Origin of the sequence: Flavobacterium sp. KACC 22758, assembly GCF_028736135.1 — a bacterium.
Taxonomy (GTDB): Bacteria; Bacteroidota; Bacteroidia; order Flavobacteriales; family Flavobacteriaceae; genus Flavobacterium; species Flavobacterium johnsoniae.
Genome location: NZ_CP117878.1, coordinates 2774047 through 2785967, shown reverse-complemented (window position 1 = coordinate 2785967; position 11921 = coordinate 2774047). Strand labels below are relative to the sequence as shown.

General features: G+C 31.3%; 12 protein-coding genes and 4 tRNA genes. 8 read left to right on the top strand and 8 right to left on the bottom strand.

Annotated elements, in window-relative coordinates; genetic code table 11:
• Nucleotides 1-35 precede the first annotated feature (35 nt).
• Nucleotides 36-1103, bottom strand: coding sequence for a 3-dehydroquinate synthase (gene aroB, locus PQ462_RS12030; protein ID WP_274253681.1), 1068 nt, complete (start codon nt 1101-1103; stop codon nt 36-38).
• Nucleotides 1104-1236: 133 nt separating this feature from the next.
• Entirely contained in the window at nt 1237-3558 is a 2322-nt protein-coding gene (locus tag PQ462_RS12025; RefSeq protein ID WP_274253680.1) for an O-antigen ligase family protein, read from the bottom strand.
• Between the two features lie 196 nt (nt 3559-3754).
• Between PQ462_RS12025 and PQ462_RS12020 the strand changes: the two genes are divergently transcribed.
• Nucleotides 3755-4924, top strand: coding sequence for a proline dehydrogenase family protein (locus PQ462_RS12020; protein ID WP_149207233.1), 1170 nt, complete (start codon nt 3755-3757; stop codon nt 4922-4924).
• 151 nt (nt 4925-5075) lie between these two features.
• On the opposite strand, the gene PQ462_RS12015 is transcribed toward PQ462_RS12020, so the two are convergent.
• Nucleotides 5076-6860, bottom strand: coding sequence for an ABC transporter ATP-binding protein (locus PQ462_RS12015; RefSeq protein ID WP_274253679.1), 1785 nt, complete (start codon nt 6858-6860; stop codon nt 5076-5078).
• A gap of 263 nt (nt 6861-7123) precedes the next feature.
• Between PQ462_RS12015 and PQ462_RS12010 the strand changes: the two genes are divergently transcribed.
• The 6 genes from PQ462_RS12010 (at nt 7124) to PQ462_RS11985 (ending at nt 8265) form a co-directional block, all read left to right on the top strand.
• Nucleotides 7124-7198: transfer RNA gene (locus PQ462_RS12010), tRNA-Val, on the top strand.
• 60 nt (nt 7199-7258) lie between these two features.
• Nucleotides 7259-7510 (top strand): GIY-YIG nuclease family protein, encoded by a 252-nt coding sequence (locus PQ462_RS12005; RefSeq protein ID WP_274253678.1) that lies wholly within the window; start codon nt 7259-7261, stop codon nt 7508-7510.
• Nucleotides 7509-7570: transfer RNA gene (locus PQ462_RS12000), tRNA-Lys, on the top strand. The genes PQ462_RS12005 and PQ462_RS12000 overlap by 2 nt, the downstream gene beginning before the upstream one ends.
• A 92-nt stretch (nt 7571-7662) precedes the next feature.
• On the top strand, nt 7663-7914 hold the full coding sequence (locus PQ462_RS11995; protein WP_274253677.1) for a GIY-YIG nuclease family protein: 252 nt from the start codon (nt 7663-7665) through the stop codon (nt 7912-7914).
• A tRNA-Lys gene (locus tag PQ462_RS11990) sits at nt 7913-7974 on the top strand. Before PQ462_RS11995 ends, PQ462_RS11990 begins: the two co-directional genes overlap by 2 nt.
• A gap of 216 nt (nt 7975-8190) precedes the next feature.
• Nucleotides 8191-8265, top strand: a tRNA-Val gene (locus tag PQ462_RS11985).
• A 107-nt stretch (nt 8266-8372) separates the two neighbouring features.
• Here the strand turns inward: PQ462_RS11985 and PQ462_RS11980 are convergent.
• Nucleotides 8373-8945, bottom strand: coding sequence for a hypothetical protein (locus tag PQ462_RS11980; protein WP_274253676.1), 573 nt, complete (start codon nt 8943-8945; stop codon nt 8373-8375).
• Nucleotides 8946-9076: 131 nt separating this feature from the next.
• On the opposite strand from PQ462_RS11980, the gene PQ462_RS11975 reads away from it, so the two are divergent.
• Entirely contained in the window at nt 9077-9472 is a 396-nt protein-coding gene (locus PQ462_RS11975) for a VOC family protein (protein ID WP_274253675.1), read from the top strand.
• Nucleotides 9473-9483: 11 nt separating this feature from the next.
• On the opposite strand, the gene PQ462_RS11970 is transcribed toward PQ462_RS11975, so the two are convergent.
• The 4 genes from PQ462_RS11970 to PQ462_RS11955 all read right to left on the bottom strand — a co-directional run bounded on the left by PQ462_RS11970 (nt 9484) and on the right by PQ462_RS11955 (nt 11910).
• On the bottom strand, nt 9484-9846 hold the full coding sequence (locus PQ462_RS11970) for a nuclear transport factor 2 family protein (RefSeq protein WP_274253674.1): 363 nt from the start codon (nt 9844-9846) through the stop codon (nt 9484-9486).
• A 58-nt stretch (nt 9847-9904) separates the two neighbouring features.
• The gene (locus PQ462_RS11965) at nt 9905-10843 is read right to left on the bottom strand and encodes a hypothetical protein (RefSeq protein ID WP_274253673.1); all 939 of its coding nucleotides are present in this window, start codon (nt 10841-10843) and stop codon (nt 9905-9907) included.
• A gap of 88 nt (nt 10844-10931) precedes the next feature.
• Entirely contained in the window at nt 10932-11477 is a 546-nt protein-coding gene (locus PQ462_RS11960; RefSeq protein ID WP_274253672.1) for a helix-turn-helix domain-containing protein, read from the bottom strand.
• Nucleotides 11478-11499: 22 nt separating this feature from the next.
• Nucleotides 11500-11910: a VOC family protein gene (locus PQ462_RS11955; RefSeq protein WP_274253671.1), complete on the bottom strand. Its 411-nt coding sequence runs from the start codon at nt 11908-11910 to the stop codon at nt 11500-11502.
• Between the last annotated feature and the right edge of the window lie 11 nt (nt 11911-11921).

Genomic DNA, 11921 nt, shown 5'->3' with positions numbered 1-11921 from the left:
ATATACCAAAAGCAACGGTTTTGATTAAAAAAAAATTAAGATTTATAATCTTGAAACGCTTCCAGAATTAATTTATTTTCAACCGATTGGTTAATTTTTATTTTTCCGATTCCTTCAATTAATGCAAATTGAATTAAGCCGTATTCATTTTTTTTATCATGAACCAGTAATTCTAGAATAGGATTGATGTCATTTTCTTCAAAAATTACCTGATCATAAATAGACTGAATTGCTGTTTTAATTTCGATATATTCTTCTTTTGAAATTAAATTTTTATGGAGCGAAATGTAACTTTCAAGAATCATTCCAACAGCAATTGCTTCACCGTGAAGTAAAGTTGTTTTGTCTTCGCTTTCTAAAAAGTAACTTTCAATGGCATGTCCTAATGTATGACCAAAATTTAATGCTTTACGAATATTTTTTTCTGTTGGATCCTGAATTACGATTTCGTTTTTAATTTCAACAGAGCGATAAATTAACTCGTCTAATCCGTTATAATCAATAGATGATATATCGAGGAATTCTCTCCAGTATGGAGCATCGTAAATCAAACCATGTTTAAGCATTTCAGCAAGTCCTGAACGCATTTCGCTTTGTGGTAAAGTTTCAAGGTATTGAGTGTCAATTAAAACCATTTGAGGTACATTGATTACACCAATCTGATTTTTGAGGTTTCCTAAATCGACACCGGTTTTTCCTCCAACAGAAGCATCAACCATAGACAATAATGTTGTTGGAATATTTATAAAATCAACACCTCTTTTAAATGTAGAAGCAACAAAGCCTCCTAAATCTGTAACAACTCCGCCGCCCAGATTAATAATAAGAGATTTTCTATCAGCACCAAGCTCAGTTAAAACATGCCATATTTGAATACAGGTTTCAATATTTTTATTGGCTTCACCTGCTTCAAATTCGATAATTTCGATATTTAAATCAGTTTCAATTATAGGAAGAAGCTTAGGAAGGCAATACTCATTTGTTTCAGTATCAACAATGATAAAAATGTTTGAGTATTTATTTTCTTTTAAATGTTTATTTAAGGCTTCGTAAGCATTTTGGTTAAAATGCACGAGATAATTATTTGCTTGTATAGACTGCATAATTTCTTTGGTTAATTGAAAGCGCAAAAATAAAGCATTTTAAGCTAAATAATATTCAAACTTTAAGCCTTATTTGTTTTAAAACGAATGATTCTAAGTAATATTCATTTCTCTTTGAAAAAAGAAGCAGATATTATTTACAACTTTGCAAAATTGATTGATTTACCTGAGAATATTTTTTGTTCTTGGCGATATTAAAATATTTGCAGGCATTTGCTTTATCCTGTTCTCTCAAGTAACATATTCCAATAAAAAATTCTGTTTTTCCATCGTATAGTCCGGGATATTTTAAAGCATTCAATAGGTAACTTATTGCTTTTTTATCCTGTCCGGCTTTATAATAATAAAACCCTATATTTTGTAATGGATATGGACTATTGGGATCTATTTTTAAAGCTTTTTCATAGTATTCCAGTGCTTTATCTAATTTTGATTGAGATTCAAAACTTTGACCTTTTACAAGATAATCCGTTACAAGTAAATCTTTTTTCTTTTTTAATAATGTACTGTCTGCAGGAGATTTGATTAAGCTTTTGTTTATAAAATTCAGTTGTGATTTATAGTTATAACCTGCCGTTTGTAGATTTGACAAGGTTAGATTCAATTCTTCCGGATGGTTTCTATATTTACTAAATAGTGCATGTTCTTTTAAAATTTCTGTAGTGTCTTTCATTTTTGCCGCCATGGCTGCTGATATGGAGTAAATACCGTAATTTACAGGGTATCTGTAAAATGCTTTTTTTACATATATATAAGCGCTGTCAATATTTCCTTTTTCATTAGAAATAACGTGTTTGTAAAAATCGATTCTGCCTAAATATGGGTTGATTTTTGAGGCTCTCAAAAAACATTTTAAGGCCATGCTGTAATTCTTTTCCCGGATATAGTAAATCCCCGCATATTCATAAAATGACTCTGAAGTATTAAAAACATTAGGATATGCCGGCATTCTTCTCATCACTTCGTCACCGTTAAGAGCTCCTTTAGTATTTACGTTTATATTATCTGTTACAATTAAATATTCCAGATTTGATGCTCTATATATTAAAAACGCAGAATAACTGGTAATTAAAGAAACCACAATTAAAGTCAGAGCTATAATCTTAATAGTTTTATTTGAAGTTTGCTGTAAATCTTTGTCTTTAAAATTATTTAGAATAGTAAAGGCCAGAATTAAACTAAAGAAAATAGACATTGTTGGTCTGTACATAGGAAAGTTAAAAAAGGAATCAACTCCATAAACAATAACCAGCATTAAGGTCAAAAGCGCTGTTAATCTTGTATGTGAATCATTTGATTTTAGAACATTTTTTAAATTAATACTGAAAATAAGTATAAAAATGGATAAATAAATCAAGCCATTTATAATTCCTGTTTCTGCAGAAATTTCAATAAAATCATTATGTGCATGAAGGGAAACAATTAAATCGTAAGAAGTAGTTTTTTCATACGGAATAGATTCTATTTGATAATTACCTAATCCAATGCCAAGTATTGGATTTTTTTTAATCATTTCAAAAGCATTTCCCCAAAATGTAAGCCTTGCTTTTGACGAATTATCCTCAGCGTTAATTCTTTGAATTCTGTTTTCTAATGCAACATATCGATTGTTGTCTTTAGATTTTTCAAAAATTGAGTTTGTATACAAAACAGCACATAAAACAGGAACAATCAAGTATATAATTTTTATAAAACCTGGTTTACTGAAAGTGTTTTCTTTAAGCAGATAAACGATATAAATAAAAAATATTAAAAACAGGTTAATTAATGGAGTTCTTGCTCCTGTTAAAAAAATAACTGATACCGCACAGAACAGGGTAACTGTAAAAAATATTTTCTTATAACTATTAAAATGTGTAATCCCCAGTGATAGAAATGGAATTTTAATAGTAAGACTGGCAGCAAGTATATTTATATTTCCCGTATTTCCTTTCATGCCCCAAAGAAGATCGACAATTGAAGTTTTTTTAGGAATGATGAGAAAATTTTGTAATTGCTGCAGCGATTGAAAAAAGGCGCTGATACCAATTATCAATACTATTTTATACAGCAGGTCTAATTTGTCTTTAAGTAGAATAGTGAGATTTATAAAAAGACAAAATACAATTGCTATTTCGGTGAATTTTGTAAAAACTAAAGAAGAATTTGTGGCTGAAAACAATGAAATTCCGCATAAAAAAATAAAAGCCAGATATAATCTAAAAATATAACTGCGTTTTAATAATGAAAAAACAGTATTAGAAAGTACATTAGTGTTAAAGTAAAAATAAATACCAAGGATTAGATTAATAACCGATAAGTAGAGAAATTGCGGATTGATAATTTCCAGACTTTTGAAATATGGAAGAAAATCGATTATAAGTAATGATATAATAAATGAAAGAGTTACAAAATTTGAGATTTTTTTCTTCTCCTTCGTTTCATTAATTATGCGGTCAATTTTTGCGGTACTCATAGCAATATTATATTTTTTGCAAATATATAAAATAAAGTAAATTCCTACTTTATCATAAATACGTAATTATCTTCAATAAGCTTTATAAAAAGTATTAATACTAAATTTCTTTAACATTGATAATTTGTAAAAATTTCACACGATTTCGTAAAGAATATTCAAAACACTCTATATCTTTGCACAAAAACTAAATTTAATGGAAAAAATATTCGATAACACTCAAGTTGCTTTTTCACTTAAAAGTGACACAGAACTTGACAGGGCTTATTTTCTTTTTAAAATGATTGACAGTGAACCATTAGTAAGAATTGGAACAGCTGTTACCAATTTTGCTATTAAAGCACATCTTCCGGTTGAAGGGTTAATTCGTGCTACTGTTTTTGATCATTTTTGCGGCGGTGTAAACGAAAATGACTGTTTAACTGTAGTTGATAAAATGTTTACAAAAGGCGTTTCATCTGTACTGGATTATTCAGTTGAAGGTAAAGAAGAAGAGGAACAGTTTGATGCTGCTTTAGAAATGACCTTAAAAACTATTGAATTTGCAAAAGAACGTTTAGCGATTCCGTTTGCAGTATTTAAACCTACAGGTTTAGGACGTTTTGAATTGTATGAGAAATTAGGTGAGAAACAAACTTTAAGTCCTGCTGAACAAGAAGAATGGAATAGAGTAGTGGCGCGTTTTGATCAGGTTTGCAGTGAAGCTCATAAAAAAGATGTGGCTTTATTAATTGATGGTGAAGAAAGCTGGATGCAGGATGCTGCTGATGAATTGGTTACGGATATGATGCGTAAGTACAATAAAGAAAAAGCGATTATTTTCAACACACTTCAAATGTACCGTTGGGATCGTTTGGATTATTTAAAAGGACTGCACGAAATCGCTAAAAAAGAAGGTTTCTTTATTGGAATGAAATTAGTTCGTGGTGCTTATATGGAAAAAGAGAACAAGCGTGCAGAAGAAAAAGGGTATGTTTCGCCAATTTGTGTATCAAAAGAGGCTACAGACATAAACTATGATGCTGCTGTTAATTATATGTTAGATCATATCGAAACTATGTCAATTTTTGCAGGAACTCACAACGAATTAAGTTCTTACAAACTTATGGAAAGCATGGCTCAAAAAGGCATTGCTAAAAATGACAACAGAATCTGGTTTGGACAATTATACGGAATGAGCGATAACATCAGCTACAATCTAGCTGAAAATGGTTATAACGTAGCAAAATATCTTCCGTTTGGACCTGTTAAAGATGTTATGCCGTACTTGATTCGCCGTGCTGAGGAAAATACTTCGGTAGCTGGGCAGACAAGCCGTGAATTATCAATGATTAAAGCAGAACGTAAACGCAGAAAAGGGAAATAATTAGTTTTCAGTTTTCTGTCTCAGTTTACAGATTATATAAAAAAAGCTCCAATATTTATTGGAGCTTTTTTTATTCATTTATTTGAGTATTAAACCCGACAGGTTCTTAAAACCTATCAGGTTTGTTGTATTATTTGAATTTAGAATTTATCTAAGAATTACTAAACTGTAAATTGCTTAAGTTTTTATAAATTCCGTTTTCCAGATTTATTAATTCCTGATGTGTTCCTTCTTCTGAGATTTTTCCGTTATCAAGAACTAAGATTTTATCAGCGTTTCTAATTGTCGAAAGACGGTGAGCAATGATAATACTTGTTCTTCCTTCCATTAAGACCTCTAAAGCTTCCTGAACCAGTTTTTCGCTTTCGCTGTCTAAAGATGAAGTTGCTTCGTCTAAAATTAAAATACTTGGGTTTTTAAGCAAAGCTCTTGCAATTGCAATACGCTGGCGCTGTCCGCCTGAAAGTTTAACACCGCGTTCTCCAACTAAAGTTTCAAATTTTTCCGGGAAACCTTCTACAAAATTAAAAGCATTGGCTTGTTTTGCAGCCTGGATAATTTCTTCATCTGTAGCATCCGGTTTTCCGTAAGCGATATTTTCTCTGATAGTTCCTCCAAAAAGAATTACATCCTGAGGAACAATACTCATATTACCACGAAGATCTTCAAGATCATAATCATAAATATTTTTACCATCAACTGTAATTTCTCCCGAAGTAATATCGTAGAATCTCAATAATAGAGAAGAAATAGTTGATTTCCCGGCGCCGCTTGGCCCGACAATGGCAATTTTCTGTCCAAATTCAGCTTTAAAATTAACGTCTTTTAAAACTTGAATTTCCTGACGTGTAGGGTAGCTGAAAGCAACGTTATTAAAGGTAACGTTTCCTTTGATTTTTTCTTTGTTTTGGTTTGAATTTGAGTTGATTTTCTCTGGGTTTTCGTCTAATAATTCAAAAACTCTTTCTGTCGCACCAATCGCTTTTTGGATTTGGGCATATAATTCGGCAATTCCGCCAAAAGAAGCTCCAACAAAAGTAGAATACAATACAAATGAAATTAACTGACCAACGCTCATTTCGCCGGCAATACTTAAACGAACGCCAAACCAAACTACCGCTACGATAGCTCCAAATAAACAGAAAATGATAAATGAAGCAAAATAACCGCGGTATTGACCTCCTTTAATAGCCAGTTTTACAACATCGCTGATTTTACCTTTATAACGTGCAATTTCATACCATTCGTTTGCAAAAGCTTTTACAATACTTATTCCCTGCATTGTTTCTTCTACAATTACCTGACTTTCGGCAACCTGATCTTGTACTTTTTTAGAATATTTTCTAATAAATCTTCCAAAAACTACAGCAGCAATGGCTACTAACGGAACTACAGAAAGCATTAATAAAGTTAATTTTAAACTTTCTGTTGCTAATAAGATTACACCACCAATAATCAATATAAACTGACGCAGGAATTCTGCAATTGTAGTGGTTAAGGTATCCTGAATCTGTGTAATATCAGCGCTGATACGGCTGTTTAATTCTCCAACTCTTTTTTGAGAAAAGAAAGTCATTGGCAGTTTAACCAAATTGGTATACAAAGCCAGACGCAGGTTTGCCAGTGTATTTTCGGTAAAGTTTACGAATAATGACAATCTGAAAAATGAGAAAAAAGACTGTAGAAACAAAATAGCAATTAATCCCAAAGCTATTGTATTTGCTTCGTCGTTGTCTTTGTTTTTAACGCAGTCTACCAGCATTCCCATCAATTTTGGAAAGGCAAGGGCAGTGGCGCCAGTTAAAAGCAGAAAAATTAAGCCAATGAAAAATTTCCATTTATGGTTTCCTGCGTATGTAAATATTGTTTTTGCTTTATTAAGTGAAGTAGCCGTTATTTTTGATTTTGGTAAATCATTTTCTTTATATCGTGCCATTAGAATTTACTATTTTTAGGTATGCAAATGTATAACTAAGTCGAATCACTACAAAGGAATATTAAGAATTAGGAGTCTCAATTTAACTTTTTAACTAAATTATAAGAAATTAGTAAATTTTATTTGTTTTTTAAGAGTCTGAAAAATAGATTTCTAAATAAAAACTTGAAAAAATATTTCATTTTTTTTCAAAATATGCTTGTAAATACAAAATCTAGGTGTAGATTTGCACTCGCAATCACAAACGATAGCAGCCTAGTATAGGGCGATTAGCTCAGCTGGTTCAGAGCACCTCGTTTACACCGAGGGGGTCGGGGGTTCGAACCCCTCATCGCCCACAAAATTCCAAAAACTCTAAAGTCATACGATTTTGGAGTTTTTTGCTTTATATACATTTTATGAATTTTATTGTTTATATCTTATTTAGTGAAAGTAAAAACAAATTCTATATTGGATTTACTTCTAATTTAGAAGAAAGAGTTATTCGTCATAATCAAAAAAGCAAAGGTTTTACTGGAAATGTAAATGATTGGAAAGTAGTTTATACTGAAAACTACGAAACAAAAGAACTTGCACATAAAAGAGAATTACAAATTAAATCCTGGAAAAGCAGAATTAAAATTCAGAAATTAATTGATGATAGAGATTAGCTCAGCTGGTTCAGAGCATTCCGATTTTTCATCGGAAGTGGTCGGGGGTTCGAACCTTCCGATGAAAAATCGGAACAAGCTGTCATCGCCCACAAAATTCCAAAAACTCCAAAGTCATACGATTTTGGAGTTTTTTGCTTTATATACATTTTATGAATTTTATTGTTTATATCTTATTTAGTGAAAGTAAAAACAAATTCTATATTGGATTTACTTCTAATTTAGAAGAAAGAGTTATTCGTCATAATCAAAAAAGCAAAAGTTTTACTGGAAATGTAAATGATTGGAAAGTAGTTTATACTGAAAACTACGAAACAAAAGAACTTGCACATAAAAGAGAATTACAAATTAAATCCTGGAAAAGCAGAATTAAAGTTCAGAAATTAATTGATGATAAAGACTAGCTCAGCTGGTTCAGAGCATTCCGATTTTTCATCGGAAGTAGTCGGGGGTTCGAACCTTCCGATTAAAAATCGGAACAAGCTATCATCACCCACAAAAAACTCCTTAAGAAATTAAGGAGCTTTTTTATATATTTACTTGAGTATTAGAACTGTAAAAGTTTGATAAACAGTATGGAACAAAATATTTTATCTTTTTTTTCTAAAAACACTTGCAAATACAAAATCTAGCTGTATATTTGCACTCGCAATCACAAACGATAGCAGCCTAGTAAAATAGGGCGATTAGCTCAGCTGGTTCAGAGCACCTCGTTTACACCGAGGGGGTCGGGGGTTCGAACCCCTCATCGCCCACAAAAAACTCCTTAAGAAATTAAGGAGTTTTTTTTTAGAAATACTCAACTTCTCTAATTACATCTGGTTTCAAACATATTTTTTTTGCTTCTGAATTCTTTAAAAAATTACTTCAAATCTACTTTTAAAAGCGCTGCGTAAATCTCATTCAAATAAGCCTGCTGTTTTTCATCATCTTTAAAATAGCGCTGGTAAAGGACACTGCAGTCATTTACATCAGCAATATTTTGTTTGTTAAAAGACCAGTCGTCGGTATTTTTTATTGTAATTCCCAAATCATTACTACAGTTCTGCCATAATTCAGAAAATTTCGTTTTCTTATTCTCACTCAATTCATCAAACTTAGCATAAACCGTGTAGCCGCGCATTTCAGAATTAAAAAACTTATTGATCGATGTTATAGGAACACCGCCCCAATTTATGGTTTGTCCGGCAGGAAACTCAATTTCTATAAGCCTTTGTTCACTCATCATTTTATCTTGTTTTCCTTCTAAAAACATACGTTCTTCATACACCAATTTTGTTCCCTTAGGTACTGTTATTTTTTTAACCACCACAGGTTCTGTTGTAATAAAATAAGGGTAATTAGGTGCAGAATTTCCGCCTGTTGGATTCATGTTGCCTATGCATCCAGTTAAAATTAGTGTCAGCAGAGAAGAGAATGTTCTGAAAAGTTTCATAAACGATAATTGTGTATAAAGCGAATATAAGAAATATCTCTATTTCTAATCAATTAAAAATTCAAAAGGATAATTACGCATAAAATGCTTAATTTTAATCTATTAACGATTTTATAAAAAAACAAAATAGTATGAAAACCAGAATAATATGGGCAAATTTAGCCACTAACGATATACAAAAAACAATTCAGTTTTATACTGCTTTGGGCTTTAAACAGAACGGAAAAGAAACAAGCGAATTAGTAAGTTTTGCTTTTGCCGACAGCAATTTTATAATTAACTTTTTTACCGCTAAAAGGTTTGAATGGGCTTTAAAAGGTAAACCGGTCAATACAGAAACTGAAAATGAAATTATCTTTTCGTTATCTGCAGACAGCAGGGAAGAAATCGATTTATGGCTGGAAAAAGTAAAAAAAGCCGGAGGCGTAATTTTCTCTGAACCCGAAGATTTTGAAGTAGGCTATACTTTTGGTTTTACTGATCCAGACGGACATAAATTTAATTTTTTATATTGGCCGGGAATGTAGTTTTTTAAAAACTAATTATTCTCAACCAATTCAATATCCATCGTTTTTATTAAACCATTTTGAAAAGTATAAACGTGTTTTACGAATCCGTCAAATAGTATATTGTCCTCTAAATCCTTTACGTTTTGATTTACTTTTACTTCAAGACTGCCATTTTCTCTTTGATTAAAACCAACTGGGTCAACTTTTGGATTTATTTCAGTCCATTGTCTGGTCCAGTATTTTTTAATTTCATCGTGTCCGCTTATGTAACCGCCTTCCCAGGCTTTAGACCATTGCACATCTGGCTGCATCGTAGATAATGCATTGTCTATTTTTCTTTCATTAAAGGCTGTATAAGCTTTTGCAATTACTTCTTCAAATTGATTTGCCATGATTTGCGGTTTTAATTTGTTCCTGCAACGAATATAAACATTATTTAAGTGCTGTTATTTACTCAACTGTAAACTTTTCATTTTTGCAGTCAATAGTAAGTTTATGATTCAAAAAGATTTTATTTCCAATCATTCCCTGCATTCCTGAACGTTTCATTAAAAAAGTCTGCATTTTAGAAACTCCTTCAATATAAGTTACTTCGGAGATTTTCAATTTTGTTTTTCCAAATAGCATTTCTTTATTGGCTGGAGCCGAAATAACACGCAGTATATTTCCCCATGAATTTCCTTTTTCAGTTCTAATACCGCCGTTTTTCGTTTTATATTTCTGCCATTCTTCTTTATTTACAATCAATTCATAACCGCTTGTACCTGAATCGTAAAGTAATTTTAAATTTTGATTATCAATTTTGGCAGGAAAAAGAAGTTTACGTTTTTTAAATTCAAATTTGAAAGCTTTATTACTAATGTTTTTTTCATTAAAAGAACATGTGTTATTAGCAAAATCAAGTACAACAGTTCGCTTTTCTGCTAAATCGGTTCCAATTGTGCCTATAATGTTTACAACATTTAAGGTTTTAGTATCAACCTTTTTTCCATAATCTAATAATTGAAATTTTTCTGATGAAACAATCAGATTTCCTAATTTAAAATCCAGCGGATTCTCTTTTGATTCCTGATTAAAATGAATTTGTTTAGGAAGTTTTTCCTTAATTGACTGCAATGATTTTTTATAAAATACAGTAACCGGCGAGCCAAGATCGAGCTGCATATAAAATATTTCCTTAACACCTTTTATTTGAACGGGGAGAAGCAGAGCAGAATAAGGATTTTCTGCTTCCGAAACCCATTTTAAAGGAATATTATCAGCGTTTCCGTAAACTTTGAGATAATTTTGAGGAGGACTGAATTTTTTGTCAAAATAAAAATAACCCGCGGTTAATAACAGAATAATAAGGGCAGTAAAAGCCAAAACGATCTTCTTAATTAGTTTCATTACAATTTTTTGATGCAATATTGCGAATTGTAACAGAAACAGACTGTAAAATAGATATGACTTTTATACGTCAATTTTACGACAGCGATTATAAAATATTGTATTTCAGTTTTATATATAAATCTGATTTTTGAGTTAAACTCAATCCGTTTTTAAAAATTATAAATACATTCAAAGTTTTTAAGAGTACCAAAAACACAAGAAACAGAGGAAATTTTATAGCAAATGCTTTTTGAATAAACGGGCTTACCAGCATTAATGTGCCCAAAATAAAAGTATAAATAATTTGAACTGTCAAAATATTTTTTCCCAGTTCTTTTGCTTTTGCTTCTTTTGATTTATAAGTCAAAATGGAAGGAAAAATAATATTCCCAAACGGAATAATAAGAGAAGACAAAGCCGAAAAATTAATAAGTTTAGCGCGTTTAATATCAGAATCTATTTTATCAGCATCCAGAATCAAATCTTCAGGTTTTACTTCAAATGATTCTGCTAATGCTTTAAGAGTAAACCCTTTCAGAATATTTCCGGCTTCTATTCGTTGAATTGTCCGTAATGAAAGCCCAGATTTTTCGGCGAGTTCAGTCTGAGTCAGATGATTTTCTTCTCTCAATATTTGAACCTTTGTTTTCATGCTTAAAATTTTATCTAATTATTTAATACACGGGTTCCCAAAGTTCAATTTTATTGCCTTCAGTGTCCATAATATGAACAAATTTACCATATTCATACGTTTCTATATCATCCAGAACCGTCACGCCGTTTGCTTTTAGTTTTTCTAAAAGTGCTTCAATATTCTGAACACGGTAATTAACCATAAACTCTTTTTTTGACGGCGAGAAATATTCGTCACCTTTTTTAAAAGGACACCATTGTGTTGATTCAATCTGCTCCGGATTCTCAAGATTTCTGTATTCAAAACTTGCCGAACCCCATTCGTTAATTTCTAGCCCTAAGTTTTTGGCATACCATTCTTTAGTTTCTTTTGGATTTTCAAGAAAAAAGAAAATTCCGCCAATTCCTGTCACTTTTGGCGCTGCATCAGATTGATTTTGTGAGTTTTCCATATTTTAGTTTA

Bases quoted from the DNA above. Each gene is read 5' to 3' on its own strand.
- aroB (WP_274253681.1), bottom strand. From the start codon at position 1,103: ATGCAGTCTATACAAGCAAATAATTATCTCGTGCATTTTAACCAAAAT.
- PQ462_RS12025 (WP_274253680.1), bottom strand. From the start codon at position 3,558: ATGAGTACCGCAAAAATTGACCGCATAATTAATGAAACGAAGGAGAAG.
- PQ462_RS12020 (WP_149207233.1), top strand. From the start codon at position 3,755: ATGGAAAAAATATTCGATAACACTCAAGTTGCTTTTTCACTTAAAAGT.
- PQ462_RS12015 (WP_274253679.1), bottom strand. From the start codon at position 6,860: ATGGCACGATATAAAGAAAATGATTTACCAAAATCAAAAATAACGGCT.
- PQ462_RS12005 (WP_274253678.1), top strand. From the start codon at position 7,259: ATGAATTTTATTGTTTATATCTTATTTAGTGAAAGTAAAAACAAATTC.
- PQ462_RS11995 (WP_274253677.1), top strand. From the start codon at position 7,663: ATGAATTTTATTGTTTATATCTTATTTAGTGAAAGTAAAAACAAATTC.
- PQ462_RS11980 (WP_274253676.1), bottom strand. From the start codon at position 8,945: ATGAAACTTTTCAGAACATTCTCTTCTCTGCTGACACTAATTTTAACT.
- PQ462_RS11975 (WP_274253675.1), top strand. From the start codon at position 9,077: ATGAAAACCAGAATAATATGGGCAAATTTAGCCACTAACGATATACAA.
- PQ462_RS11970 (WP_274253674.1), bottom strand. From the start codon at position 9,846: ATGGCAAATCAATTTGAAGAAGTAATTGCAAAAGCTTATACAGCCTTT.
- PQ462_RS11965 (WP_274253673.1), bottom strand. From the start codon at position 10,843: ATGAAACTAATTAAGAAGATCGTTTTGGCTTTTACTGCCCTTATTATT.
- PQ462_RS11960 (WP_274253672.1), bottom strand. From the start codon at position 11,477: ATGAAAACAAAGGTTCAAATATTGAGAGAAGAAAATCATCTGACTCAG.
- PQ462_RS11955 (WP_274253671.1), bottom strand. From the start codon at position 11,910: ATGGAAAACTCACAAAATCAATCTGATGCAGCGCCAAAAGTGACAGGA.